23 protein-coding genes and 1 pseudogene are annotated in these 24,879 nt (G+C 71.1%); 12 read left to right on the plus strand and 12 right to left on the minus strand.

The annotated features are described in order from the left end of the window. Window positions 1–195: 195 nt before the first annotated feature. Complete coding sequence (locus ACZ5NH_RS38930) at window positions 196–954, minus strand: GntR family transcriptional regulator (protein WP_468782239.1); 759 nt, start codon at window positions 952–954, stop codon at window positions 196–198. 60 nt (window positions 955–1,014) lie between these two features. Here ACZ5NH_RS38930 and ACZ5NH_RS38935 point away from each other — a divergent pair, with 60 nt between their 5' ends. Both ACZ5NH_RS38935 and ACZ5NH_RS38940 read left to right on the plus strand, forming a co-directional pair. Further along, window positions 1,015–1,437 (plus strand): hypothetical protein, encoded by a 423-nt coding sequence (locus ACZ5NH_RS38935; protein ID WP_468782241.1) that lies wholly within the window; start codon window positions 1,015–1,017, stop codon window positions 1,435–1,437. Continuing rightward, entirely contained in the window at window positions 1,434–1,652 is a 219-nt protein-coding gene (locus tag ACZ5NH_RS38940) for a hypothetical protein (protein ID WP_468782243.1), read from the plus strand. Before ACZ5NH_RS38935 ends, ACZ5NH_RS38940 begins: the two co-directional genes overlap by 4 nt. Window positions 1,653–2,053: 401 nt before the next feature. Here the strand turns inward: ACZ5NH_RS38940 and ACZ5NH_RS38945 are convergent. Together ACZ5NH_RS38945 and ssd are read right to left on the minus strand one after the other, a co-directional pair. After that, window positions 2,054–2,671, minus strand: a pseudogene (locus ACZ5NH_RS38945) (ATPase, T2SS/T4P/T4SS family); the annotation flags it as partial. After that, window positions 2,668–3,774 (minus strand): septum site-determining protein Ssd, encoded by a 1,107-nt coding sequence (ssd, locus tag ACZ5NH_RS38950; protein ID WP_468782245.1) that lies wholly within the window; start codon window positions 3,772–3,774, stop codon window positions 2,668–2,670. The gene ssd and the pseudogene ACZ5NH_RS38945, both read right to left, overlap by 4 nt. Before the next feature lie 591 nt (window positions 3,775–4,365). Here ssd and ACZ5NH_RS38955 point away from each other — a divergent pair. Next, the gene (locus ACZ5NH_RS38955) at window positions 4,366–5,196 is read left to right on the plus strand and encodes an HAD family hydrolase (RefSeq protein ID WP_388623639.1); all 831 of its coding nucleotides are present in this window, start codon (window positions 4,366–4,368) and stop codon (window positions 5,194–5,196) included. A gap of 361 nt (window positions 5,197–5,557) precedes the next feature. On the opposite strand, the gene ACZ5NH_RS38960 is transcribed toward ACZ5NH_RS38955, so the two are convergent. Further along, a complete protein-coding gene (locus tag ACZ5NH_RS38960) occupies window positions 5,558–6,382 on the minus strand; it encodes a Fic family protein (protein WP_468782247.1) in 825 nt (274 codons plus the stop codon). A 101-nt stretch (window positions 6,383–6,483) separates the two neighbouring features. On the opposite strand from ACZ5NH_RS38960, the gene ACZ5NH_RS38965 reads away from it, so the two are divergent. Continuing rightward, complete coding sequence (locus tag ACZ5NH_RS38965) at window positions 6,484–7,476, plus strand: ATP-binding protein (protein WP_468782249.1); 993 nt, start codon at window positions 6,484–6,486, stop codon at window positions 7,474–7,476. A gap of 43 nt (window positions 7,477–7,519) precedes the next feature. On the opposite strand, the gene ACZ5NH_RS38970 is transcribed toward ACZ5NH_RS38965, so the two are convergent. Further along, the gene (locus ACZ5NH_RS38970; protein ID WP_468782251.1) at window positions 7,520–8,794 is read right to left on the minus strand and encodes a polysaccharide deacetylase family protein; all 1,275 of its coding nucleotides are present in this window, start codon (window positions 8,792–8,794) and stop codon (window positions 7,520–7,522) included. Between the two features lie 264 nt (window positions 8,795–9,058). Between ACZ5NH_RS38970 and ACZ5NH_RS38975 the strand changes: the two genes are divergently transcribed. The 6 genes from ACZ5NH_RS38975 to ACZ5NH_RS39000 all read left to right on the plus strand — a co-directional run bounded on the left by ACZ5NH_RS38975 (window position 9,059) and on the right by ACZ5NH_RS39000 (window position 17,417). Beyond that, window positions 9,059–11,785 carry a SulP family inorganic anion transporter gene (locus ACZ5NH_RS38975; protein ID WP_468782253.1) on the plus strand — a complete coding sequence of 909 codons (2,727 nt, stop codon included), beginning with the start codon at window positions 9,059–9,061 and terminating at the stop codon, window positions 11,783–11,785. A gap of 138 nt (window positions 11,786–11,923) precedes the next feature. Then, window positions 11,924–13,879: an acetate--CoA ligase gene (gene acs, locus ACZ5NH_RS38980; protein WP_468782255.1), complete on the plus strand. Its 1,956-nt coding sequence runs from the start codon at window positions 11,924–11,926 to the stop codon at window positions 13,877–13,879. A 185-nt stretch (window positions 13,880–14,064) separates the two neighbouring features. Then, window positions 14,065–15,507: a Na+/H+ antiporter NhaA gene (gene nhaA, locus ACZ5NH_RS38985; RefSeq protein ID WP_468782257.1), complete on the plus strand. Its 1,443-nt coding sequence runs from the start codon at window positions 14,065–14,067 to the stop codon at window positions 15,505–15,507. A gap of 122 nt (window positions 15,508–15,629) precedes the next feature. Beyond that, window positions 15,630–16,118 (plus strand): phage holin family protein, encoded by a 489-nt coding sequence (locus tag ACZ5NH_RS38990; protein WP_468782259.1) that lies wholly within the window; start codon window positions 15,630–15,632, stop codon window positions 16,116–16,118. Then, entirely contained in the window at window positions 16,115–17,035 is a 921-nt protein-coding gene (locus tag ACZ5NH_RS38995; RefSeq protein ID WP_451552823.1) for an alpha/beta fold hydrolase, read from the plus strand. Before ACZ5NH_RS38990 ends, ACZ5NH_RS38995 begins: the two co-directional genes overlap by 4 nt. 202 nt (window positions 17,036–17,237) lie before the next feature. Continuing rightward, a complete protein-coding gene (locus tag ACZ5NH_RS39000) occupies window positions 17,238–17,417 on the plus strand; it encodes a hypothetical protein (RefSeq protein ID WP_365723261.1) in 180 nt (59 codons plus the stop codon). A 25-nt stretch (window positions 17,418–17,442) separates the two neighbouring features. Here the strand turns inward: ACZ5NH_RS39000 and ACZ5NH_RS39005 are convergent, their stop codons facing one another. The 3 genes from ACZ5NH_RS39005 to nth are packed head-to-tail and all read right to left on the minus strand — an operon-like array spanning window position 17,443 to window position 20,502. Continuing rightward, window positions 17,443–18,642: a MarP family serine protease gene (locus ACZ5NH_RS39005; protein ID WP_468782262.1), complete on the minus strand. Its 1,200-nt coding sequence runs from the start codon at window positions 18,640–18,642 to the stop codon at window positions 17,443–17,445. A 12-nt stretch (window positions 18,643–18,654) separates the two neighbouring features. Continuing rightward, window positions 18,655–19,350: an NUDIX hydrolase gene (locus ACZ5NH_RS39010; RefSeq protein WP_388623610.1), complete on the minus strand. Its 696-nt coding sequence runs from the start codon at window positions 19,348–19,350 to the stop codon at window positions 18,655–18,657. 54 nt (window positions 19,351–19,404) lie between these two features. After that, a complete protein-coding gene (gene nth / locus ACZ5NH_RS39015; RefSeq protein ID WP_468782264.1) occupies window positions 19,405–20,502 on the minus strand; it encodes an endonuclease III in 1,098 nt (365 codons plus the stop codon). 276 nt (window positions 20,503–20,778) lie between these two features. Between nth and ACZ5NH_RS39020 the strand changes: the two genes are divergently transcribed. Then, window positions 20,779–21,453, plus strand: a complete 675-nt coding sequence (locus ACZ5NH_RS39020) for a Crp/Fnr family transcriptional regulator (protein ID WP_014674022.1) — start codon at window positions 20,779–20,781, stop codon at window positions 21,451–21,453. Between the two features lie 148 nt (window positions 21,454–21,601). Further along, entirely contained in the window at window positions 21,602–22,423 is an 822-nt protein-coding gene (locus ACZ5NH_RS39025) for a nucleotidyltransferase domain-containing protein (RefSeq protein WP_468782324.1), read from the plus strand. A 13-nt stretch (window positions 22,424–22,436) separates the two neighbouring features. Here ACZ5NH_RS39025 and ACZ5NH_RS39030 read toward each other — a convergent pair whose 3' ends face one another. The 4 genes from ACZ5NH_RS39030 to ACZ5NH_RS39045 all read right to left on the minus strand — a co-directional run bounded on the left by ACZ5NH_RS39030 (window position 22,437) and on the right by ACZ5NH_RS39045 (window position 24,850). Then, window positions 22,437–23,267, minus strand: a complete 831-nt coding sequence (locus ACZ5NH_RS39030; RefSeq protein ID WP_468782326.1) for an MBL fold metallo-hydrolase — start codon at window positions 23,265–23,267, stop codon at window positions 22,437–22,439. Continuing rightward, window positions 23,264–24,148 (minus strand): NUDIX hydrolase, encoded by an 885-nt coding sequence (locus ACZ5NH_RS39035; protein ID WP_468782328.1) that lies wholly within the window; start codon window positions 24,146–24,148, stop codon window positions 23,264–23,266. Before ACZ5NH_RS39035 ends, ACZ5NH_RS39030 begins: the two co-directional genes overlap by 4 nt. Before the next feature lie 79 nt (window positions 24,149–24,227). Then, window positions 24,228–24,692 (minus strand): RidA family protein, encoded by a 465-nt coding sequence (locus ACZ5NH_RS39040; RefSeq protein ID WP_228624160.1) that lies wholly within the window; start codon window positions 24,690–24,692, stop codon window positions 24,228–24,230. Then, complete coding sequence (locus tag ACZ5NH_RS39045; RefSeq protein ID WP_003975360.1) at window positions 24,689–24,850, minus strand: DUF4177 domain-containing protein; 162 nt, start codon at window positions 24,848–24,850, stop codon at window positions 24,689–24,691. Before ACZ5NH_RS39045 ends, ACZ5NH_RS39040 begins: the two co-directional genes overlap by 4 nt. Window positions 24,851–24,879 lie beyond the last annotated feature (29 nt).

Here is a 24,879-nt window from a genome sequence, read left to right on the forward strand (position 1 = left end):
TCGACGACCTACGACTGCACCCCCGACAGCCCGGGGTCGACGCACTACACGTGCATGCCCGCCAGCTGAACCACGAACGCCCCCTGCACGGCCCAACGCGGGCTGTGCAGGGGGCGTTTCGTCATGCCTGGGGGTGTGGGATTCGAGGTAATAAAATTACGCCGATTCTCACACCTGCCGTGACCTGCCGAGACGCTACTCGTCCAGCTCCATGCGGAAGTCGACGATGGTGGTGTCGCCGCGGCGCACGATCGGGTGGGCGACCTCGACGACTCGGCCTGTGTCGGCGATGTGCTTGCGCGTGTACCGCAGGACTGGCACACCGGAGCCGATACGGAGCGTCGCCGCCTCCAGTTCGGTGGGCATGGCCGCAGTGAACGACTCGGTGATGGTTGTGATGCGGATGCCGAGCGACGCCAGTTGGGCCCGGGTACCGCCCGGCCAGGGCTCGTTGATCGGGTCGGCGACCGGTGTCCCGGCCACATCCGACCAGCGCACGTAGCTCGTGGACATCTGGGTGGGCTGGTCGTTGTCGTAGAAGATGAAGTGACGCGCGAGGAGCCGCTCGCCCACCTCGCACTCGAAGAGCGCTGCCAGTTCGGCATCTGCGTGCACCCGCTCGAACCGCTTGTCGAGCCGGTACTCGGACCAGCCGATGCCCTGGTCCCTCGTGTACGGCGTGGATTTGGCGCCGGGCGTGGTCCGGTAGCGGTCGGCGGCCAGGCGGTGGATGGCCGGCCGGGGCCGGACGCGCGTGCCCGCGCGGGCACGGGTCTCGATGAGGCCTTCGTTCGCCAGCATGCGGAGCGCATTGCGGATGGTGGTCTGGGAGACGTCGCCGTATTCGCGGCAGAGCTCGGGCAGGGTTGGGATCTGGTCGCCAGGTCCCCATTCGCCGGAGGAGATGCGGCGCCGCAGGTCGGCGGCGATCCGCAGGTACTCAGGCTGTGCCACGACGGCACCCCCACTTCGAGCGATCAGGTCAATCTGAGTACACATACTCTCCCCATCCGCTTGACCAGCGCCAATCCCCGCGACAATCTGAGTACAGATAAGCACTACCTGTACTCAGATAACCACCGTTTCCGGGGGACAGCCATGCCCGAGTCGGGACATTCATGGCAGAAGGCCTTCAAGGCCGAGCCGATCGAAGCGCGCCACGTCCGACTCTGGGTGGCAGGCCGGGTGAAGCACCCCGACGTCCCGCCCATCGCGAACGAATTGTTCATCGCCATCCTCAGCTCGGGCGCCCCCGTCGTGGAGATGACCCTCTCCACGGCCGGTGCACGCATCCGCGTCATCGCCGCCGGCCCCGACCCGCTCCCGCTCGCCAGTAGTCACGGGCCCGGCTGGGCGATCGTGTCCGGACTGGCCACGATCGCCGGGCTGTCCACAGACGAGTGCGGCCTGTGGGCGCAGCTGGGGACGAACCGGTGAACACACGCACCCTGCCGTCGGCGAACAAGCTGTCCCGCGCCGTGTACTCCGGCTGGGCCTGCGTCTGGTGCGGCGCCTCCCTGCAGAACGGTGGCGAGCCGGCCGGGCGGGCGCGCGGGAGCGTCGGCGCTCACGTCCTGGACGTCGACGTGTACCAGTGCCTACCCGGTGCGGGCTGCAGCTCCCTCAGATCCAAGCAGTCAGGAGACGACTGATGCCCTTGTGTGCCCGCTGCGACAAGCCCATCGAGGGCGAGCCGGCGACCTACGACCACATGTCCCCCAGTGCGGGTGGGGCCACGGTGTACCTGTGCCCGACCAACTGCAGGCCCGTCCCGCACCAGACCGCCCCCACACGGGGTGTACAGCGCCCCCGGCCGTCCGGCCGCCGTCGAAACCGGTGAGTATCTGACGGCGGGCGGACCCCGCGGCCCCGACCGGAGCGCCGGCCCGGTCGGGGCCGTTTCATGTCTCCCGAGCCCCAGTCGGCCCCAACCTTTGATTCGAAGGCTCGCGCGAAATCGGCGCGACGGGGCCGCAAAACCGCAGGTCAGAGGGGTTTTTCTGGGACTCCAGAAGAACCGAATAGCAAGATCGTTTTAGAGGCGTCATGGTCATAGATTGGGGTTGCCGCTTCCGGTGCCGCCGCTGACGAGGAAGGACAGCCGGGCCGTGAGCAGCGCCCGCAGGATCCGCTCGCCGCCGGGCGGTACCGTGCCAGCCTCGACCAACTCCTCCAGCGTGAACGCCCGGGGCCGTACGACCCGCAGGGCCAGACAGGTGCAGCCGACGGCGACCGGGGGCAGCACCGCGTGCAGCCGGGTGCCGTCGGGCAGCCGGGCGTCCGCCCACGGCCGGGCGTCGTCCAGCCGGCGTCCGGCCACGGCGGCCAGCCGCTGCGCGAGGCGTCGTACGGCCGCCGCATCGGGGAAGGTCACCGGGGTCAGCTCCAGGCCGCCGCCACGGTCCACCCACACCCGGTCGGGGGCGGACACCAGGACGTCGGTGACGTCCGGTTCGGCGAGCAGCGGCTCCAGGGGGCCGGTGCCGACGAGTTCGGACCTCAGCTGCCGGGCCGCGCCGAGGACTTCGGCGTCGCCGAGCACCCTGCCCTGTTCGCGCAGGGCCTGGGCCACCCGCGCGGGGGTGGGTTCGGCGCCACTCTCGGCCAGCCGGCGCCGGACGCCGTCGAGCAGAGTGGCGCCGTCCGCGCGGTCGAGTCCGGGGAGGCTCATCGGGTGCCTCCGACCTCGACCAGCGCGCGCTCCCAGAAGTTCGCACAGAAGCGGGCGAGCGGGCCGCGTCCGGTCGCGGCGGGCGGCTTCGCACCGCCCCGCGGGCGCAGCAGCGGCGGTTCGACCGGCACCTCGCCGGCCAGTGGCAGGCCGAGCAACCGGGACACCTCCTGGTCGTCCAGGCCCGGGGCGTACGGCCCGCGCACCGCCACGCGCAGGTCGCGCACCACCATGCCGACGGCGGAGGCGACCCGCCCGGCCGCGGCGACCGCGCGCAACTCGGCGGGGACGACGAGCAGCGCCAGGTCGAGCTGGGCGAGGACTTCGGCGACCCCGTCGTCGAGCCGGCGGGGCAGGTCCACCACGACCGTGCCGCCCCGCCGGCGGGCCGCGGCGAGCACCGCGCGCACCGCCTGCGGCGGGACGGCGACGCAGTCGCCGCGGTCCCAGCTCAGCACCCGAAGGGAGTGCAGTTCGGGCAGCGACTCCTCCAGGGCGCCGCCGCCGACCCGGCCGCGGGAGGCTGCGAAGGCGGGCCAGCGCAGTCCGTCGACGCTCTCGCCACCGAGGAGTACGTCGAGTCCGCCGCCGAGCGGATCGGCGTCCACGAGGAGGGTGCGCAGTCCCTCGCGCGCGGAGGTGACGGCCAGCGCGCATGCGAGCGTGGAGGCGCCGGCCCCGCCCCGGCCGCCGATCACGCCGACGGTGAGGGCCGGGCGGCCGACTCCCTCGGCGACGTCGGCGATGCGGTCGACCAGCCACTGCTCGCCGTCGGGAAGCATCAGGACGTGGTCGGCGCCGATCTCCATGGCGCGTTGCCACACCCCCGGGTCGTCCTGGTCACGGCCGACCAGCACCACTCCGCGCCGGCGCGTGGCCCCGCCGACCCGGCGGGTGCAGTCGTCGCCGACCAGCACCAGCGGGGCCGTTTCCCAGCCGTCGCCGTGTTCGGGGACGCCGTGGTGGACCTCGGGTGTGGCGCCGGCGGCCGCGCACAGGCGCAGCAGGTCGTCCAGGAGTTCGGCGTCCTCGGTGACGATGAGCGGCCTGCCCGGCCGGTCCGGGGTGCCGGGCGGCGGGTCGTGGGTGACGGCTGCGGTCATGGGTGTCCCCCCTTCGCTGCGTGGGCCGCGCGCCCCTTCGGCCACGCGATTCCCAAAGGTGTGAAGAACCGGCAAGCGGCCCCCCATATGAGCGGCCGGCAGAAACCGGCCATAGGCGCTCCGGCAATCGGAACCGGCCATGAACTCGCCGTGGCCGAGCGCGCTGGAATCACGGTGCAGCGATCCGCGAAATCATGTGGATCTTGGTCGAAATCTGTGGACAACTCGGGGGCTGTGAATATCGCAGTCACCCATACCGGTGACCTCTGCGCCCATCCCTGCGCGACTTCCACAGAGCAGTGCGACGATTACCCGGAGTAACGGATCATGGGCGCGCGGAAGCGGCGGCCGCGGCGCCGTCGTACCGACCCGCGGTCGCGTGAAAAAAAGGGGAGGAAGGGGAAAAGCCGCCCGGACATGCGACGACCCCCGCCGGGGGGGAGAGCGGGGGTCGTCCCCACGGCCGACTCGGGGGGGGAGGAGTCGGACCGGGTTAGCACGGTCGCGAACGATCCGTGACTTCCATGGTGTACCCGAGAGCCCTCTCAGGCAAACCCACGCGCCCCACCTTACGCCGAATGGTGGGCGCCTATGCTCTGGGGCGTGGAAAACCACTCCTTGCCCCGCGCAGCAGCCTTCTTTGATCTGGACAAGACGGTCATTGCGAAGTCGAGCACGCTCACCTTCAGCAAGTCCTTCTACCAAGGCGGGCTGATCAACCGCAGGGCCGCGCTGCGTACCGCATATGCCCAGTTCGTCTTCCTGGTCGGTGGCCTGGATCACGACCAGATGGAGCGCATGCGCGAGTATCTGTCCACCCTGTGCCGCGGCTGGAACGTGCAGCAGGTGCGGGAGATCGTCGCCGAGACCCTGCACGACCTGATCGACCCGATCATCTACGACGAGGCAGCCTCCCTCATCGAGGAGCACCACTCGGCCGGCCGGGACGTGGTGATCGTGTCGACCTCGGGCGCCGAGGTGGTCGAGCCGATCGGTGAACTGCTCGGCGCGGACCGGGTGGTGGCCACCCGCATGGTCGTCGGCGAGGACGGCTGCTTCACCGGGGAGGTGGAGTACTACGCCTACGGCCCGACCAAGGCCGAGGCGATCCGGGAGCTGGCCGCGTCCGAGGGCTACGACCTCGACCGCTGCTTCGCCTACAGCGACTCGGTGACCGACCTGCCGATGCTCCAGGCCGTCGGGCACCCGCACGCGGTGAACCCGGACCGCACCCTGCGCCGCGAGGCGGTCGCGCGCGGGTGGCCGGTTCTGGAGTTCCGCCGGCCGGTCCCGCTGAAGAAGCGGCTGCCCACGTTCTCCGTCCCGGCCCGCCCCACGCTGGTCGCGGCGGCGGCCATAGGAGCGGCGGCCGCAACCGCCGGCCTCGTCTGGTACGCCAGCCGACGCCGGAGCACCGCCTGACACAGAAGCACCGTCGGGGCTGGGCCCGTTTCGCCCTCGTTTGAACCTAAAGGTAAAAGAACCGGAGGCAAGGGTTTCGCTTCCTCCCGGCGCGCGGTACAAAGACCTTAGGCCCGCGAGACCAAAGGGACATCCGAGAGGATCACCTAACACTACGCACTTGGCCCACGGACCACGCATGGACACCGGGCACCCACGCGACGTCGACCCGTCGATTACGGGCCAGCCGCACCAGGTGACGGGCAAAGTCCCCGACCTGATGGGCAGATATCGAGGACGCTTGGTAACCCGGTGAACATGCCAGCGGCGGTACGAAGACTCGTACCGCCGCATTCATGTCCGGGGCCCGCCGGGCGCCTTATCAGGCCGCGCCGCGCTGCAGCGCCTCGCACACCGCCGTCGACTCGCGCGCACCCAGCTCGATCGCCCGGCCGCAGTGCGCGATCCAGGCCCCCATACCCTCGGGGGTGCCGGAGACATATCCGTCCAGCGCCGCCAGATAGGAGGCGCGGCCCAGCTCGGCGTGGCCGACCTCGGCCGGGCAGATCGCCTTCGGGTCCAGGCCGCTTCCGATCAGCACAATCCGTTCGGCCGTGCGTGCGACCAGGCCGTTGTGGGACACGAAGGGCCGCAGCGCGAGCAGCTCGCCGTGCACCACGGCGGCCGTGACCAGCGCGGGCGCGGACGTCCCCGCGATGATCAGGTCCGCGAGCCCCTCCAGCCGCCCGGAGACCTCCGCCGCGTCCGGCAGCGGCAGCTCGACCAGCGGTTCGTCCACCGGCTCGCCGGCCTGGCGCGGCCTGCCGACCTCGTCGTCCTTGCTCGCCGCGGCCACCAGGTGCAGCCGCGCCAGGACCCGGAGGGGCGACTGCCGCCAGATGGACAGCAGCTGTCCCGCCTCCGCCGACAGCCTGAGGGCCGCACCCATGACGCGCGCCTCCGCGTCGCCGCCGAAGTCGGTACGCCGCCGCACCTCCTCCAGGGCCCAGTCGGCGCCGGACAGGGCGGCGGAGGCACGGGCAGCGCGCAGAGCCGCCTCGGAGGTGATCTCGGCACTGCGGCGCCGCATGATCCGGTGCCCGTAGACCCGGTCCACGGCCTTGCGCACGGATTCCACGGAGTCGGCCACACCGGGCAGCGAGCCCAGGGCCGCGAGCGGGTCGGCGTTCGCGCCTGTCGTACTCATGAGTACGACCCTACGCATCCCATCGCCCAACCCCTCGAAGGAGTGGTCTTCTTCACTCCCGACTGCCACTTACAGCTATCAACCGACTACCGTTGGTGAATATGAAAATTGCTTTCGTCGGGAAGGGCGGCAGCGGCAAGACCACGCTCTCCTCCCTGTTCATCCGCCACCTCGTGGCCGCCGGCGCCCCGGTGGTCGCCATCGACGCGGACATCAACCAGCACCTCGGGCCCGCGCTCGGCCTCGACGAGGCGGAGGTCACAGCGCTGCCCGCCATGGGCGAGCGGCTGCCGCTGATCAAGGACTATCTGCGCGGCAGCAACCCGCGCATCGCCTCCGCCGCCACGATGATCAAGACGACACCGCCCGGCGAGGGCTCGCGGCTGGTCCGGGTGCGAGAGCCGAATCCGGTCTACGACGCCTGCGCGCGGCCGGTGGAACTCGAGGGCGGCGCCGTCCGTTTGATGGTCACCGGCCCCTTCACGGACGCCGACCTGGGGGTCGCCTGCTACCACTCCAAGACGGGAGCGGTGGAGCTGTTCCTGAACCACCTCGTCGACGGCCCCGACGAGTACGTCGTGGTCGACATGACGGCCGGTTCGGACTCCTTCGCCTCCGGCATGTTCACCCGCTTCGACATGACGTTCCTCGTCGCCGAGCCGACCCGGAAGGGGGTCTCCGTCTATCGCCAGTACAAGGAGTACGCCCGCGACTTCGGCGTCGCCCTGAAGGTCGTCGGCAACAAGATCCAGGAACAGGACGACATCGACTTCCTTCGCGAGGAGGTCGGTGACGACCTGCTCGTGACCGTCGGCCGCTCGGACTGGGTGCGCGCCATGGAGAAGGGCCGTCCGCCCCGGTTCGAACTGCTGGAGGAGGCCAACGCCCAGGCACTGCACACCCTTCGGGCCACCGCCGACGCCACGTACGACCTGCGGGACTGGGAGCGCTACACCCGCCAGATGGTGCACTTCCACCTGAAGAACGCCGAGGCGTGGGGCAACGAGCGCACCGGGGCCGATCTGGCGGCGCAGGTCGACCCCGCCTTCGTGCTCGACGAGAGCCTCGGCGCGGAGATCACAAGTTCCGTGTGAGAGCTACGGCTTGAGCGTGACACCTACGGTTTGCCTGTGACGCCTACTGCCTGACCGCCGGTGCCCCGGGCACGCCCTTGGGTGCCGGGGCCGGGCGGCCGGAGAGGAAGGACGCCCAGCCCTGCCTGGGGGCCTCGCCCACCGCCAGGGTGCGCAGTTTCTGAAGGATCTTCGGGTCCTGTGCGTCCAGCCAGTCGACCAGTTGGTGGAAGGACACACAGCGGACGTCGGGCTTGTTGCACACCTCCTTCACCGTGTCCTCGACGGCGCGCATGTACGTGCCGCCGTTCCAGGACTCGAAGTGGTTGCCGATGATCAGCGGCGCGCGGTTGCCGTCGTAGGCCCGGTGGAAGCCCTTGACCAGGCCGTCGCGCATCTGGTCGCCCCAGTAGCCGAACTTGCCCGCGTCGCCCTGGGTCTTGGTGCCGGACTGGCTGACCATGAAGTTGTAGTCCGTGGTCAGCTGCTCATAGGTGTGCCCGGGGAAGGGCACCAGCTGCATCGACAGGTCCCACAGGCCGTCCTTCTTCTTGGGCCACACCTGGTTGTTGACTCCGCTGGAGTCGTAGCGGAAGCCCAACTCGCGGGCCGCCTTCATGAAGTTCTGCCGGCCCTCCAGGCAGGGCGTACGGGCGCCGATCAGCTCCTTGTCGTAGTCGAAGGGCAGCGGGGCCGACTCCTTCATGCCGGTGTTGGTCTTCCAGGACTTCACGAACTGCTTAGCCTGGGCGATCTCGCTCTTCCACTCCGCCACCGACCAGGTGCCGACCCCGCCGTTGGACTCGCAGAAATGGCCGTTGAAGTGCGTGCCGATCTCATTGCCCTCCAACCAGGCCAGCCGTGCCTGCTTGACGGTGTCGGCGATTCCCTTCTCGTCGTTGAAGCCGATGTCGGAGCTGCCCGGCGAGTGCTGGGGCGGCTTGTACAGCTCGCGCTTCTCCTCCGGCAGCATGTACACGCCGCTGAGGAAGTACGTCATGGTCGCGTGGTTCTCCTTGGAGACCTCACGGAAGTGCGAGAACAGCTTCTGGCTGTCCTCGCCCGCGCCGTCCCAGGAGAACACCACGAACTGTGGCGGTTTCTCACCGGGCTTCAGCCGCTCGGGTCTGGGCAGATGCGGCTGCGAGCCGGTGTACGCGGTGGATCCGTCACCGATCAGCCGGAACACGCTCTGGGGTGCCGGGGCCGCCGGGGCACCCTTCTGCGGGCCGGACGTCCCTTCCTTCGAGGCGTGGGAGCCGGTCGCACAACCGGCCAGCGAGGCGGCACAGGCCGCGGCGACCATGGCGCCGACGGCGATCCTCTGGGTGGCGGCCATGTTCCGCCCACCTTCTTCCTTCTCTCGGACACGCGCTGGCGAGGGCCGTTTTCTGGTGATGTGCCGGGCTTGGACCGACGCTGCCGCCAAGATCACACAGAGCCGAGAAGGAAGCGGTACGACAAGCCAATCAAATGATTAGTTCGCTCACACGAGGGATCGCGCGAGCCATTTGCCCCGAAAAGCTATGTTCGCTCTTTACATGCCATTGCGTTTCCTTTGCCAGACATTGCTCCATCCCGCCGCCCCGGAGGAGACGGGACCATGTCAGCCTGCGCACCCCCGCACACCCAGCATCCGCACCCGCCGCACAGCCCGCCGCCCGGCCGCCGGCGCCGCTTCCCCGTGGCGGGCGCCGACCTCTCGGCGTCCGTCGCGGTGTTCCTGATCGCCCTGCCCCTGTCCCTCGGCATCGCCCTGGCCACCGGTGCCCCGCTCCAGGCCGGCCTCGTCGCCGCCGCCGTGGGCGGACTCGTCGCCGGCCGGCTCGGCGGCTGCCCGCTCCAGGTCAGCGGTCCCGCCGCCGGACTCACCGTGGTCACCGCCGACCTGATCCACCGCTACGGCTGGCGGGCGACCTGCGGCATCACCGTCCTCGCCGGAGTGGCCCAACTCGGCCTCGGCTGCCTGCGGGTGGCGCGCGGCGCGCTCGCGGTCAGCCCGGCCGTGGTGCACGGCATGCTCGCCGGGATCGGCATCACCATCGCCGTCGCCCAACTGCACATCGTGCTCGGCGGCAGTCCGGACAGCTCCGTTCTCGCCAACGTCCGTGCGTTGCCTGCCGAGTTGGCCCATCTGCATCCGGCGGCCGTCTCGATGAGCGCGCTGACGCTCGCGCTGCTGCTGGCCTGGCCCCGCCTGCCCGGTCGCACCGGCCGGACGCTCCGGCGCGTGCCGGCCGCCCTCGTCGCCGTCGCCGGGGCCACCGCCACGGCGGCCCTCGCCGACCTGACCCTGCCCCGGGTCGACCTGCCGTCGTGGCGCACCCACGCCCTGGCCGGACTGCCCGAGGGCGCGGCGCCCGGCCTCGCCGCCGCGGTGCTCACCACCACCCTGGTGTGCAGCGTGCAGTCGCTGCTCGGTGCGGTGGCCGTGGACAAACTGGTCGCGGCCCGTCCTTGCCCGGTCCCCCGCTCCGACCTGGACCGAGAGCTGCTGGGCCAGGGCGCCGCCAACATGGTCTCCGGGGCGCTCGGCGGACTGCCGGTGGCCGGGGTGGCCGTGCGCAGCATCGCGAATGTGAAGTCGGGTGCGGTGAGCCGGAACTCCACGATGCTGCACGGCGTTCTCGTAGTAGTCGCCGCGTTGCTGATGGTCCCGGCCCTGGAGGAGATCCCGCTCGCCTCCCTCGCCGCCCTGGTCATGGCCGTCGGTATCCAGATGGTGTCCCTGCACCACATCCGCGCGGTGACGCGCCACCGCGAAGTGCTGGTCTACGCCGCGACCACACTCGGTGTGGTGCTCCTCGGCGTCCTGCAGGGCGTGCTCCTCGGGGTCGCCGTGGCGGTCGCCGTCGCCCTGCGCCGCCTCGCCCGCACCCACATCACCCACGAAGAGAAGGAAGGAGTCCATCACGTAAGAATCCGAGGTCAGCTGACGTTCCTCGCGGTGCCCCGGCTCAGCCGGTCCCTGCATCTCGTACCCCAAGGCGCCCACGTCGTCGTGGAGTTGGACGGTTCGTTCATGGACCACGCGGCATACGAGTCGCTGCAGGACTGGCGCAGCTCCCACACCGCACGCGGCGGTACGGCCGAGCTGAGGGGCAGACGCGGCGGAATCCGGACCGCCGCACCTGCCCTGACCGCCGAGCCGAATCCGCCCACCGGGTCGCCCCTGACCGCCACTCCGGCCCTGCCCATCGAACCGACCCTGACCGCCACACCGACCCCGCCCATCGAACCGACCCTGACCGCCACACCGACCCCGCCCACCGGGTCGACCCTGACCGCCACACCGACCCCGCCCACCGGACAGACCCCGTCCGCCGAACAGCCCCCACCCACCGGGTCGAACCCATCCACCGAACCGCCCCCACCCACCGGGCCGACCCCACCCACCGGGTCGAACCCATCCACCGGGTCGATCCCATCCGCCGAACAGCCCCCACCCACAGATCCACCCCCGCCCACCGGACAGACCCCGCCCACCAAGCCAACCCCTCCCACCGAACCTCCCCCGCCCACTGGACCACCCCCATCCGTCACGTGCCGGTGTCGGCCCTGGACGCCCTGGCGAAATCACCGGTCTTGCCTCCCGGAGGCCGTCACCGCCCCGGCGGGACGGGCGGCCGGGCGCGAACTGGTCCGCGGGATCGGCTCGTTCCAGCGCCACACCGCGCCGCTGGTACGGGACGAGCTGGCGCGGCTAGCCCGGGAGGGCCAGCGGCCCGCTCAACTCTTCCTCACCTGTGCCGACTCCCGGCTCGTCACGTCGATGATCACCGCCAGTGGTCCCGGCGATCTGTTCGTCGTCCGCAACATCGGCAACCTGGTGCCGATGCCGGGCGAGGAGCACGGCGACGAGTCGGTGGCGGCCGCCGTCGAGTACGCGGTGGAGGTGCTCGGCGTGCGCTCCATCACCGTGTGCGGGCACTCGGGGTGCGGGGCGATGCAGGCGCTGCTGACCGCGACCCACGCGGACGAGGAGACCCCGCTGCGCCGCTGGCTGCGGCACGGGCTGCCGAGTCTGGCGCGGATGGCCGGGCACCGGCGCGGCTGGCCCCGGCTCGCCGGGCGGGCCCCGGCGGACGCGGTGGAGCAGCTGTGCCTGATCAACGTGATCCAGCAGCTGGAGCACCTGCGGGCGCACGGCCCGGTGGCCCGGGCGCTGGCCAGGGGCGGACTGGAGCTGCACGGGATGTACTTCCACGTGGGCGAGGCACAGGCGTACTTGCTGGCGGGTAACGAGAGGGAGGGAGACGGCGCGTTCGAGGACGTCCGGGGAAGTGTCACGGACGGGGCGCCTGTGAGGGAGGCACGCAGTCCGGCGTGACAGGCTCACGGCTCGGCCCGGGAAAAGGACTCACCAACAGGTCTAAACCAATTTAGCCGATGACCCTTGTCATCGGACCCCCGCGTCTGATGAGCTGTGGCCTGGGACACAACGGACACCCTTCGAAAGGGAGATGTCGTGAGTAACGAGAGCCTGGCCAACCTGCTCAAGGAAGAACGCAGGTTCGCGCCCCCCGCCGACCTGGCCGCGCACGCCAACGTCACCGCGGAGGCGTATGCACAGGCCAAGGCTGACAGGCTCGGCTTCTGGGCCGAGCAGGCCCGCCGGCTGACCTGGGCCAAGGAACCGACCGAGACGCTGGACTGGTCGAACCCGCCGTTCGCGAAGTGGTTCAAGGACGGCGAGCTGAACGTCGCCTACAACTGCGTGGACCGGCATGTGGAGGCGGGACACGGGGACCGTGTCGCCATCCACTTCGAAGGTGAGCCCGGCGACAGCCGCTCGATCACCTACGCCGAGCTGAAGGACGAGGTCTGCAAGGCGGCCAACGCCCTGCTGGAGCTGGGTGTCCGCAAGGGCGACCGGATCGCCATCTACATGCCGATGATCCCCGAGACCGCGATCGCGATGCTGGCCTCGGCCCGGATCGGTGCCGCGCACTCGGTCGTCTTCGGCGGCTTCTCGGCGGACGCACTCGCGACGCGCATCCAGGACGCCGACGCCAAGGTGGTCATCACCGCCGACGGTGGCTACCGGCGCGGCAAGCCGTCCGCCCTCAAGCCGGCCGTGGACGAGGCGATCTCCAAGGTCGACAACGTCGAGCATGTGCTGGTGGTGCGCCGTACCGGTCAGGACGTGGCGTGGACCGAGGGCCGGGACGTGTGGTGGCACGAGCGCGTCGAGCGGCAGTCCGCCGAGCACACCCCGGAGGCGTTCGAGGCGGAGCACCCGCTGTTCATCCTCTACACCTCCGGCACGACCGGTAAGCCGAAGGGCATCCTGCACACCTCCGGCGGCTACCTCACCCAGACGGCGTACACGCACTGGGCGGTCTTCGACCTCAAGCCGGAGACGGACGTGTACTGGTGCACGGCCGACGTCGGCTGGGTCACCGGGCACTCGTACATCGTGTACGGCCCGCTGGCCAACGGCGCGACGCAGGTGATGTACGAGGGCACGCCGGACACCCCGCACCAGGGCCGGTTCTGGGAGATCGTGCAGAAGTACAAGGTCACGATCCTCTACACCGCGCCGACGGCGATCCGGACGTTCATGAAGTGGGGCGACGACATCCCCGCCAAGTTCGACCTGTCCTCGCTGCGCGTCCTCGGCTCGGTGGGTGAGCCCATCAACCCCGAGGCGTGGATCTGGTACCGCAAGAACATCGGCGCGGACAGGACGCCCGTCGTGGACACCTGGTGGCAGACCGAGACCGGCGCGATGATGATCTCGCCGCTGCCCGGCGTCACCGAGGCCAAGCCCGGCTCCGCGCAGACCCCGCTGCCCGGCATCTCCGCGACCGTCGTCGACGACGAGGCGAACGAGGTGCCCGACGGCGGCGGTGGCTACCTGGTGCTGACCGAGCCGTGGCCGTCGATGCTGCGCACCATCTGGGGCGACGACCAGCGGTTCATCGACACCTACTGGTCCCGCTTCGAGGGCAAGTACTTCGCCGGTGACGGCGCGAAGAAGGACGACGACGGCGACATCTGGCTGCTGGGCCGGGTCGACGACGTGATGCTCGTGTCCGGGCACAACATCTCCACCACCGAGGTGGAGTCGGCGCTCGTCTCGCACCCGTCGGTCGCCGAGGCGGCCGTCGTCGGTGCCGCCGACGAGACCACCGGCCAGGCGATCGTCGCGTTCGTGATCCTGCGCGGCACGGCCGCGGAGACCGAGGCGCTCGTCGGCGAGCTGCGCAATCACGTGGGCGCCACGCTCGGCCCGATCGCCAAGCCCAAGCGGATCCTGCCGGTGGCCGAGCTGCCGAAGACCCGCTCCGGCAAGATCATGCGCCGTCTGCTGCGGGACGTGGCCGAGAACCGTCAGCTCGGTGATGTGACCACGCTGACCGACAGCACGGTCATGGACCTGATCCAGACGAAGCTGCCTGCGACGCCCAGCGAGGACTAGGCGGAACGGCAGCGAGGGTGCCCGGTGTCGCCACCGGGCACCCTCCTTCGTTCGGCTCACTAACCTCTGGCGTCAAAACAGAGTAAAATGGCGATCTCAAGGTGTGCCGGGAAGTCTGGTCGGCGACGCCGTCGGCGATCCGCGCGACGGCGTGATCATCGCCGTACGACCCGGAGGTCCCCGCCGTGGCCGCACCCCGCACCCGTAGAACCCCCCGCAAGGTGCTCGGACGCCTCTCCCTGCCCGAGCGGGCCTTCGTGGCGGACGCGCTGCGGGCCGAGACCGTCGGCGGTGTCCTGCTGCTCCTCGCCGCCGTGGCTGCGCTGATCTGGGCGAACATCCCCGCTCTGCACCACAGCTACGAGTCCGTCAGCCACTTCCACCTCGGCCCCGCGGCGCTCGGCCTGAACCTCTCCCTGGCGCACTGGGCCGCCGACGGCCTGCTCGCGGTGTTCTTCTTCGTGGCCGGTATCGAGCTCAAGCGGGAGCTGGTCGCCGGGGACCTGCGCGACCGCAGGGCGGCCGTCCTGCCCGTGGTGGCCGCACTGTGCGGCATGGCCGTACCCGCGCTCGTCTACGCCCTCACCACCCTCACCGGGCACGGCTCGACGCAGGGCTGGGCGGTGCCCACCGCGACCGACATCGCCTTCGCGCTCGCCGTGCTCGCGGTCATCGGTACCTCCCTGCCCAGCTCCCTGCGCGCCTTCCTGCTCACCCTCGCGGTGGTCGACGACCTCTTCGCGATCCTGATCATCGCGATCTTCTTCACCGACCGGCTGAACTTCGCCGCGCTCGGCGGGGCCGCCGCCGGACTGGCGGTGTTCTGGCTGCTGCTGCGCAGGGGAGTCCGCGGCTGGTACGTGTATGTGCCGCTCGGCGTGGTGATCTGGGCGCTGATGTACAACAGCGGCGTGCACGCCACCATCGCCGGCGTGGCGATGGGCCTGATGCTGCGCTGCACCACCCGGGAGGGCGAGCAGCACGCGCCCGGCGAGCACATCGAGCACCTGGTGCGGCCCCTGTCCGCCGGGCTGGCCGTACCGCTGTTCGCGCTGTTCAGCGCCGGGGTGAAGGTCTCCGGCGGAGCACTCGGGGACGTGTTCACCAAGCCGGAGACGCTCGGCGTCGTCCTCGGCCTGGTCGTCGGCAAGACGATCGGCATCTTCGGCGGCACCTGGCTGACCGTCCGCTTCACCCGCGCCTCCCTCAGCGAGGAGCTCGCCTGGGCCGACGTCTTCGCCGTCGCCTCCCTCTCCGGCATCGGCTTCACCGTCTCCCTGCTCATCGGCGAACTCGCCTTCGCCGGCGACGCCGTCCTCACCGATGAGATCAAGGCGGCCGTCCTCATCGGATCGCTCCTCGCTGCCGTGTGCGCGACGCTGCTGCTGAAGATACGCAACGCCAAGTACCGCAGGCTGTGCGAGGAAGAGGAGCGCGACGAGGACCTCGACGGCATCCCGGACGTCTACGAACAGGACGACCCGGCCTACCACCTGCGCATGGCCGAGATCCACGAGCGCAAGGCCGCCGAACACCGCCGGATCGCCGCCGAGAAGGCCGCCGCCGCGCGCCACGGGCTTCAGGAAGTGCCGGGCGGGGCAGGCGAGGAGGACGACCGTCCGGCATGATCTGACGAGACGGTACAAAACTAGACGGCCACACGAGCGGATCCGCCGGCTACGTACGGCACGCGCATGACGTACGACGGCACGGCCACCGCGGCACGAGACACCTCGTAAGGGAGAATGCGATGAGCGCACCCGACGGCAGCCCGGTCGGCGCCGAACGCAGCATCGGCCAGCTGTTCGCCTCGGCGACGACCGAATTGTCGGCGCTGGTGCACGACGAGATCGCCCTGGCCAAGGCCCAGCTGAAGCAGGACGTCAAGCGCGGCGCGGCCAGCGGCGGGGCGTTCTCGGCGGCCCTGGTGCTGCTCGTCTTCTCGCTCCCGATGCTCAACTTCGCGCTCGCCTACGGCATCCGCACCTGGACCGACTGGAACCTGGCGATCTGCTTCGTGCTGTCCTTCGCGGCGAACGTGGTTCTCGCCGGCCTCCTCGCGCTGATCGGCGCGCTGTTCGCGAAGAAGGCCAAGAAGAGCAAGGGCCCGCAGAAGGTGGCCGCCTCCATGAAGGAGACGGCGGGCGTACTGCAGAACGCCAAGCCGCACCCGCGCGCGGAGCTGCCCGAGGACCGCACCCCCGCGGCCATCGAGGCTGTGGCACGCTCACAGTCATGACGGACCCAGCCCCCTCGGCCGTACGCATCGATGGTCCCTGGACGCACAGGGACGTAGCCGCGAACGGCGCGCGCTTCCACATCGCCGAGCTCGGCGACGGCCCCCTGGTGCTGCTGCTGCACGGCTTCCCGCAGTTCTGGTGGACCTGGCGGCACCAGCTGGTCGCGCTCGCGGACGCGGGCTACCGGGCGGTGGCGATGGACCTGCGGGGCGTCGGCGGCAGCGACCGCACGCCCCGCGGGTACGACCCCGCCAACCTCGCGCTCGACGTCACCGGCGTGATCCGCTCGCTCGGCGAACCGGACGCGGCGCTGGTCGGCCATGACCTGGGCGGCTATCTGGCGTGGACCGCGGCGGCGATGCGCCCCAAGCTCGTACGGCGGCTCGCGGTCGTCTCCATGCCGCATCCGCGGCGCTGGCGCGCGGCGATGCTGCGCGACGCCCGGCAGACGGCCGCCAACTCCTACATCTGGGGCTTCCAGCGGCCATGGCTTCCCGAACGTCAACTCACCGCAGATGGCGGCGCGTTGGTGGGCCGGCTGCTCCGGGACTGGTCCGGGCCGCAGCCGCCGGAGGAGGCGGCCGTGCAGACCTACCAGCGGGCCATGTGCATCCCGTCGACCGCGCACTGCTCGATCGAGCCCTACCGCTGGCTGGTGCGCTCGCTGGCCCGCCCGGACGGCATCCAGTTCAACCGCAGGATGAAGCGGCCGGTGCGGGTGCCCACGCTGCATCTGCACGGCTCGCTGGACCCGGTGACGCGCACGCGCAGCGCCGCCGGGTCGGGTGAGTACGTCGAAGCGCCGTACCGCTGGCGCCTGTTCGACGGCCTCGGCCACTTCCCGCACGAGGAGGACCCCGCCGCCTTCTCCACCGAGCTCGTCAACTGGCTGAAGGATCCCGAACCGGACCGGTGACGCCCGCCCGCGCCGGTCACGTACTGCGGTGCGGTTCACCCGTATCGGTGATGGACACCGGTGACCGTGCGGTGACGTTTCGATGCGTGGAGTATCCGGTTCCTGAACAGTTGTCCGCCGAACGGCCACATGCCCGCCGCATAGGCCAATTGGGCGGCGCTCAGGCGGTTATCGACCTTCGGGCAGGGGCATGCGTCGGGGTATGGGCTGGACGCACGACTACAGTGACGCACCCCGCAACCGCCGCTCCGGCGCCGGTGTGAGCACGTCTCAGCGAGGCAATCCGCAACTCGCGGAAGCGGACCTCCGGGTGGGGATTCCGCGCATCCTGCGCCGCCGGGCACGCTGGGTCTCGGTGCGTCTGCGCCACCCACGCGGCTGACGCCCCTCCCGGGCTGTCCGGGGGGTCACAGGGCGCAGCTGTCCGTACCCACCTGCTCGCTCGCCGTACGTCCCCGCTGGACGTCGGGCTGGATCTCGTCCGCCGTGAGGGCGTAACCGGTCTCGGCGTCGTCGAGGGACTTGGCGAACACCACGCCGTACACCCGGCCGTCGGGGGTGAGCAGCGGGCCGCCCGAGTTGCCCTGGCGGACGGTCGCGTACAGCGAGTAGACGTCGCGGCGGACGGTGCCGCGGTGGTAGATGTCCGGGCCATTGGCCGTGATGCGCCCGCGCACGCGCGCGGCGCGCACGTCGTACGAGCCGTTCTCCGGGAAGCCCGCGACGATCGCGCCGTCACCGCCGGCCGCGTCCTGCGCGGAGAACCGCAGGGCGTTCGTCTTCAGGTCGGGTACGTCGAGTACGGCGATGTCGCGCTTCCAGTCGTACAGGACCACCTTGGCGGCGTACCTGCGGCCCTCGCCGCCTATCTGCACGGTGGGCGCGTCGACGCCGCCGACGACGTGCGCGTTGGTCATGACCCGGCGGTTCGCGAAGACGAAGCCGGTGCCCTCCAGCACCTTGCCGCAGCTCTGGGCGGTGCCGGTCACCTTGACGATGGAGCGCTGGGCGCGGGCGGCGACCGGGCTGTTCGCGAGGGCCGGGTCGGGCGGCTGGACGTCCTTGATCGGCTCGTTGGCGAACGGGCTGAAGACCTGCGGGAAGCCGTTCTGCGCGAGGACGGAGGAGAAGTCCGCGAACCAGGTGTTGGCCTGCGCGGGCAGCGCGCGGGAGACACCGAGGAGCACCTTGGAGCCGCGGACCTCCTTGCCGAGCGTCGGCAGGGTGGTGCCGGCCAGGGCGGAGCCGATCAGCCAGGCCACCAGCAGCATGGCGACGACATTGACCAGGGCGCCGCCGGTGGCGTCCAAGGCGCGGGCCGGGGACCAGGTGATGTACCGGCGCAGCTTGTTGCCGAGGTGGGTGGTCAGGGCCTGGCCGACGGAGGCGCAGACGATGACGACGACCACGGCGACCACGGCGGCGGTGGTGCCGACGTTCGCGTTACCGGTCACGGCGTCCCAGATCACGGGAAGCGTGTACACGGCGACGAGGCCGCCGCCCAGGAACCCGATCACCGACAGGATGCCGACGACGAAGCCCTGGCGGTAGCCCACCACCGCGAACCAGACGGCCGCGACCAGCAACAGGATGTCCAGCACGTTCACGGGATCACCCTGTCATGCGCGCCAGTCGAGTGGGACCTGCTTCTCTCTGTCCCAGGGGCGCTCCCAGCCCGCGAAATGCAGCAGACGGTCGATCACCCCGGCCGTGAAACCCCACACCAGGGCCGATTCGACCAGGAATGCCGGACCTCGGTGGCCGCTGGGGTGGACGGCGGTGGCTCGGTTGGCGGGGTCCGTGAGATCCGCCACGGGGACCGTGAACACCCGCGCCGTCTCGTTCGGGTCGACGACCCCCACCGGGCTGGGCTCGCGCCACCAGCCGAGCACGGGCGTGACGACGAAACCGCTGACCGGGATGTACAGCGCGGGCAGCGCGCCGAAGAGCTGGACGCCGGAGGGGTCCAGGCCGGTCTCCTCCTCGGCCTCGCGCAGCGCGGCCCTCAGCGGTCCGTCGCGGTGCGGATCGCCGTCCTCGGGGTCGAGCGCGCCGCCGGGGAAGGACGGCTGCCCGGCGTGCGAGCGCAGGGAGCCGGCGCGCTCCATCAGCAGCAGCTCCGGGCCGCGCTCGCCCTCGCCGAACAGGATCAGCACGGCCGACTTGCGGCCCGAGCCGTTCTCCGGCGGCAGGAAGCGGCTCAGCTGGAGCGGCTCGACCGTCTCGGCGGCCCGCACCACGGGCGCCAGCCACTCCGGAAGCCCCTCCTTGCTCAGCGTCACCGCGCCGCCCCGCGTCTCACTGGCCCTCGCCATCGCCACCCCCCTCGCTCTGTCCGTCCAACGCCCGAGGACCCCGAGATCGTTCCGTCACGCGGCCCCCAGCGGCGGGGCCGGCCTGCCGCCCGCGTCCAGGTAGGCCTGCGGGGGCTTCAGGCGCTGGCCGGGGAAACCGCCCTTCTCGTACTTCAGGAGCTTCTTCGCCTTCTCGGGGTCGGTCTCGCCCTCGCCGTAGGCCGGGCAGAGCGGGGCGATCGGGCAGGCGCCGCAGGCGGGCTTGCGGGCGTGGCAGATACGGCGGCCGTGCCAGATCACATGGTGGGACAGGTCGGTCCACTCGCTCTTCGGGAACAGCGCGCCGACGGCGGCCTCGATCTTGTCCGGGTCGCTCTCCTCGGTCCACTGCCAGCGGCGCACGAGCCGCTGGAAGTGGGTGTCCACGGTGATCCCCGGCCGCCCGAAGGCGTTGCCCAGCACGACGAAGGCGGTCTTGCGGCCGACGCCGGGCAGCTTGACCAGGTCCTCCAGCCTGCCGGGCACCTCGCCGCCGAAGTCCTCCGCGAGGGCCTTGGACAGCCCCATGACCGACTTGGTCTTCATCCGGAAGAACCCGCAGGGGCGAAGGATCTCCTCGACCTCCTCCGGGTTGGCGGCGGCCAGGTCCTCGGGGGTCGGGTACTTCGCGAAGAGCGCCGGGGTGGTCTGGTTGACGCGCAGGTCGGTGGTCTGGGCCGACAGCACGGTGGCGACCAGCAGCTGGAAGGGGTTGTCGAAGTCCAGCTCGGGGTGGGCGTACGGGTACACCTCGGCCAGCTCGCGGTTGATGCGGCGGGCGCGGCGGACCAGGGCGGTGCGGGACTCCTCCTTCGGCGGCTTCACGGCGACCGTCTTGGCGGGCGCCGCCTTCTTCAGGACCACGGCCTCGCCGGTGGCCACGACCTTCTTGGCGGGGGCGACCTTCTTCGCCGAGGCGGCCTTCTTCACCGAGGCGGCCTTCTTCACCGAGGCGGCCGTCTTGGCGGAGGCGGCCTTCTGGGCCGGGGCGGCCTTCTGGGCGGGCGCCGCCTTCTTGCTGGTGGCCGCCGCCTTGGCCGGCGCCGCCTTCTTCGAGGCCGCCTTCTTGGTCGGCGTGACCTTTTTTGCCGTTTTTCCCGTTTTCCTACTGCCGCCGGAGCCCTGTTCGCCCACAGCGGAATCGCGACGTACAACCACCCGCTAAGCCCCCTTGGCCTGTGCTCTCACCGGCGATTTGGACACCCGGCCAGCCTAGAGCCCGGCACCGACATCCGCTCCGGACCCGGTGGATCGGTCCCCGATTGGACCCCTGACGCTTACCTCGGGACACCTGTGCGGCATCCTTGTGACAGATCACACTGTTTGGACCGTCCGGCAAAATGGGGAACACGGTCCCCTGGCACTCGGGGGAGCAAGATCCCCTGAGCAGGTCGACAAGGAGAGAACTCAGTGGACGACGTTCTGCGGCGCAACCCGCTCTTCGCGGCTCTCGACGACGAGCAGGCCGCGGAGCTTCGCGCCTCCATGAGTGAGGTGACCCTCGCACGCGGCGATTCCCTGTTCCACGAGGGCGACCCGGGTGACCGGCTGTACGTCGTCACCGAGGGCAAGGTCAAGCTGCACCGCACCTCCCCCGACGGCCGCGAGAACATGCTGGCCGTCGTCGGACCCGGCGAGCTGATCGGCGAGCTGTCGCTCTTCGACCCGGGCCCCCGTACGGCGACCGCGACCGCGCTGACCGAGGTCAAGCTGCTCGGTCTCGGCCACGGCGACCTCCAGCCCTGGCTGAACGCCCGCCCGGAGGTGGCCGGCGCCCTGCTGCGCGCCGTCGCCCGCCGTCTGCGCAAGACCAACGACGCGATGTCCGACCTGGTCTTCTCCGACGTCCCCGGCCGCGTGGCACGAGCCCTGCTGGACCTGTCGCGCCGCTTCGGCGTGCAGTCCGAGGAGGGCATCCACGTCGTCCACGACCTGACGCAGGAGGAGCTGGCCCAGCTGGTCGGCGCCTCGCGCGAGACCGTGAACAAGGCGCTGGCGGACTTCGCCCAACGCGGGTGGCTCCGCCTGGAGGCGCGGGCCGTCATCCTGCTGGACGTGGAGAGGCTGGCCAAGCGCTCGCGCTGACGCCCGTACAGGCCGTACGACCTCGGGGTCCGCTTCTCGCGAGCCGGGCCCCGCTGTCCTTGCCGCTCCGGGCTGCCGCCTGGGCCGCTGATGCCGGCCGCGCCGAAAATGCCCAGCGCGGCCGTCTCCCGGGCGGCACAGTTGCCCCATGGCTGAAACGATCCGTCGGCCCGGGCTCGACGACCAGGGCTTCATCGCGCGCGAAGGCTCCCTCGCGCGCGTGCCCGCCGCTTTCCGTACTGTCGTGGCCATAGCGCGGGACCGGCTGCTGGACGTCTTCGGGGCGCGGCTGCACAGCGCCTACCTCTACGGGTCGATCCCGCGCGGCACCGCGCGCGTGGGCCGCAGCGACCTGGACCTGCTCGCCGTGCTGCGGAAGGAGCCGACCGAGGCGGACCGGGAGGCCGCACGGACGCTGGATGAGGCCGTCGACAAGGAGTTCCCGCAGATCGATGGCGTCGGCACGCTGCTGTCCGGCCGAGACCGGGTGCTGAGCGAGCTGGAGCGGTACGACCTGGGCTGGTTCGTGGCCTGTCTGTGCACCCCGCTGCTGGGCGAGGACCTCGCCGAGCTTCTGCCGCGCTACCGCCCCGACTCCCTGCTCGCCCGCGAGACCAACGGCGACCTGGCCCTGGTGTTGCCCCGCTGGCGGGAGCGCATCGCGGACGCCGCCGACGGGGAGGAGGCCCGGCGCCCCCTCGTGCGGTTCATGTCCCGCCGTCTCGTCCGCACTGGCTTCACGCTCGTCATGCCCCGCTGGAACGGCTGGACCAGCGATCTGCGAGAGATGGCAGAGGCGTTCGCCGCCTACTACCCACAGCGGGGCGCACAGCTGCGTACGGCGGCGGAGTACGGCTACGAACCCGTCGGCGAACCGGAGCTGCTGCGCACGTACGTCGACGACCTCGGCCCCTGGCTCGCCGACGAGTACGCGCGCGTGCACGGCATCAAGGCACCCAGGCCGGACTAGCCGGGAGCCGTGGCTAGATCAGCCCGTGCTCGCTCAGATAGTCCAGCTGGGCCCGTACCGACAGCTCGGCCGCCGGCCACAGGGAGCGGTCGACGTCGGCGTACACATGGGCGACGACCTGGGCCGGGGTGCGGTAGCCGTCCTCGACCGCCGTCTCCACCTGTGCGAGCCGGTGGGCGCGGTGGGCGAGGTAGAACTCGACGGCGCCCTGGGCGTCCTCCAGGACCGGCCCGTGACCCGGCAGGACCGTGTGCACGCCGTCGTCCACCGTCAGGGACCGCAGCCGGCGCAGGGAGTCCAGATAGTCCCCCAGGCGGCCGTCCGGGTGCGCCACGACCGTCGTACCGCGCCCGAGGATCGTGTCACCGGTCAGCACCGCCCGGTCGGCCGGCAGATGGAAGCACAGCGAGTCCGCGGTGTGCCCGGGGGTCGGTACGACCCTCAGCTCCAGGCCGCCGACGGTGATCACGTCCCCGGCGGCCAGGCCCTCGTCGCCCAGGCGCAGCGCCGGATCGAGGGCACGCACGCGCGTGCCGGTCAGTTCCGCGAAACGGGCGGCGCCCTCGGCGTGGTCGGGGTGGCCGTGGGTGAGCAGGGTCAGGGCTATGCGCTTGCCGGCCTTCTCGGCGGTGTCGACGACGTTGCGCAGATGGCCCTCGTCCAGGGGGCCCGGGTCGATCACCACGGCCAGGTCGGAGCCGGGCTCGGCGACGATCCAGGTATTGGTGCCGTCCAGGGTCATCGCGGAGGCGTTGGGCGCGAGGACGTTGACGGCCCGTTCGGTGGCCCGGCCGGAGAGTACCTGGCCGCGGGGCTGGCCCGGCAGGGTGGCTGCGTCGGTCATGCGGGGCCTCCACCGGTGGTCGTCGGTGCCGTCGGAATGTGCTTCGTGAACTCCTCGTGCCCCGGCCAGGACAGGACAATCTCATCGCCCTGGAGGCGGGCGCGGGCCAGCACCGGCGTCATGTCGCGCCCGCGGGCCGCCGCGAGCGTCCCGGCGGCGGTGGCGTACGGCAGCAGCTGGCGCAGGGTGGCGATGGTGGGCGGCATCATCAGCAGCTCGCCCTTGTCGTAGCGGGCGGCGGCCTCGGCGGGGCGGATCCACACCGTGCGGTCGGCCTCCGTGGAGGCGTTCCGGGTGCGCTGGCCCTCGGGCAGGGCGGCCACGAAGAACCAGGTGTCGTAGCGGCGGGCCTCGAACTCCGGGGTGATCCAGCGGGTCCAGGCGCCCAGCAGGTCCGAGCGCAGCACCAGCCCACGCCGGTCCAGGAACTCGGCGAAGGACAGCTCGCGCGCGACCAGCGCGGCCCGGTCCGCCTCCCAGTCCGCCCCGGTGGTGTCGCCGACGACCGACTCGGCGTCGGGCCCGGCGAGCAGGACGCCGGCCTCCTCGTACGTCTCCCGTACGGCCGCGCAGACGATCGCCTGGGCGCCCGACTCGTCGACGCCGAGCCGCTCGGCCCACCACGCGCGCGTGGGGCCCGCCCAGCGCACCGTACGGTCGTCGTCGCGCGGGTCGACACCGCCGCCGGGATACGCGTACGCGCCTCCGGCGAAGGCCATGGAGGCGCGTCTGCGCAGCATGTGGACCGCGGGGCCGTCCGGCGTGTCCTTCAGGAGCAGGACCGTGGCCGCGCGCCTCGGGGACACCGGGGTGAGCGTGCCGTCCGCGAGCGCGCGGATGCGGTCCGGCCACTCCGGGGGGTACCACTGACCGTTCGCCATGGGCGGAGGCTATCCCGCGCGGTGCGAATGTTCGAGAGGTACCCGAGGTCAGCGCGGTCCGGCGGACCGGTTCCGGGGGCTACTGGGCGAGCTCGACCTGGATCTCGACCTCCACCGGCGCGTCCAGCGGCAGCACCGCCACGCCGACCGCGCTGCGGGCGTGCACGCCCTTGTCGCCGAGGACCTCGCCGAGCAGTTCGCTGGCGCCGTTGACGACACCGGGCTGCCCGGTGAAGTCGGACGCGGAGGCCACGAAGCCGACGACCTTCACCACGCGCGCGATGCGGTCCAGGTCACCGACCACGGACTTCACGGCGGCCAGCGCGTTCAGCGCGCAGGTGCGGGCCAGGTCCTTGGCCTCCTCGGCGGTGACCTCGGCGCCGACCTTGCCGGTGACCGGCAGCTTGCCCTCGACCATCGGCAGCTGGCCGGCGGTGTAGACGTACACACCGGACTGCACGGCCGGCTGGTACGCGGCCAGCGGCGGTACGACCTCCGGCAGGGTCAGGCCCAGTTCGGCCAGCTTGGCCTCGACCGCGCTCATGCCTGCTTCTCCCGCTTCAGGTAGGCCACGAGCTGCTCGGGGTTGTTGGGTCCGGGCACGACCTGGACGAGCTCCCAGCCGTCCTCGCCCCAGGTGTCCAGAATCTGCTTCGTGGCATGGACGAGCAGCGGCACGGTTGCGTATTCCCACTTGGTCATGGGGCCGACTGTAGCCGCTGTGACCGGGG

Source organism: Streptomyces sp. NPDC031426, assembly GCF_055581585.1.

What these genes read in the sequence shown, in the direction of transcription:
- ssd (WP_468782245.1), bottom strand. Translation starts at nt 3,774, where the DNA reads ATGACCGCAGCCGTCACCCACGACCCGCCGCCCGGCACCCCGGACCGG.
- ACZ5NH_RS38955 (WP_388623639.1), top strand. Translation starts at nt 4,366, where the DNA reads ATGCTCTGGGGCGTGGAAAACCACTCCTTGCCCCGCGCAGCAGCCTTC.
- ACZ5NH_RS38960 (WP_468782247.1), bottom strand. Translation starts at nt 6,382, where the DNA reads ATGAGTACGACAGGCGCGAACGCCGACCCGCTCGCGGCCCTGGGCTCG.
- ACZ5NH_RS38965 (WP_468782249.1), top strand. Translation starts at nt 6,484, where the DNA reads ATGAAAATTGCTTTCGTCGGGAAGGGCGGCAGCGGCAAGACCACGCTC.
- ACZ5NH_RS38970 (WP_468782251.1), bottom strand. Translation starts at nt 8,794, where the DNA reads ATGGCCGCCACCCAGAGGATCGCCGTCGGCGCCATGGTCGCCGCGGCC.
- ACZ5NH_RS38975 (WP_468782253.1), top strand. Translation starts at nt 9,059, where the DNA reads ATGTCAGCCTGCGCACCCCCGCACACCCAGCATCCGCACCCGCCGCAC.
- ACZ5NH_RS38990 (WP_468782259.1), top strand. Translation starts at nt 15,630, where the DNA reads ATGAGCGCACCCGACGGCAGCCCGGTCGGCGCCGAACGCAGCATCGGC.
- ACZ5NH_RS38995 (WP_451552823.1), top strand. Translation starts at nt 16,115, where the DNA reads ATGACGGACCCAGCCCCCTCGGCCGTACGCATCGATGGTCCCTGGACG.
- ACZ5NH_RS39000 (WP_365723261.1), top strand. Translation starts at nt 17,238, where the DNA reads ATGGGCTGGACGCACGACTACAGTGACGCACCCCGCAACCGCCGCTCC.
- ACZ5NH_RS39010 (WP_388623610.1), bottom strand. Translation starts at nt 19,350, where the DNA reads ATGGCGAGGGCCAGTGAGACGCGGGGCGGCGCGGTGACGCTGAGCAAG.
- ACZ5NH_RS39025 (WP_468782324.1), top strand. Translation starts at nt 21,602, where the DNA reads ATGGCTGAAACGATCCGTCGGCCCGGGCTCGACGACCAGGGCTTCATC.
- ACZ5NH_RS39030 (WP_468782326.1), bottom strand. Translation starts at nt 23,267, where the DNA reads ATGACCGACGCAGCCACCCTGCCGGGCCAGCCCCGCGGCCAGGTACTC.
- ACZ5NH_RS39035 (WP_468782328.1), bottom strand. Translation starts at nt 24,148, where the DNA reads ATGGCGAACGGTCAGTGGTACCCCCCGGAGTGGCCGGACCGCATCCGC.
- ACZ5NH_RS39040 (WP_228624160.1), bottom strand. Translation starts at nt 24,692, where the DNA reads ATGAGCGCGGTCGAGGCCAAGCTGGCCGAACTGGGCCTGACCCTGCCG.
- ACZ5NH_RS39045 (WP_003975360.1), bottom strand. Translation starts at nt 24,850, where the DNA reads ATGACCAAGTGGGAATACGCAACCGTGCCGCTGCTCGTCCATGCCACG.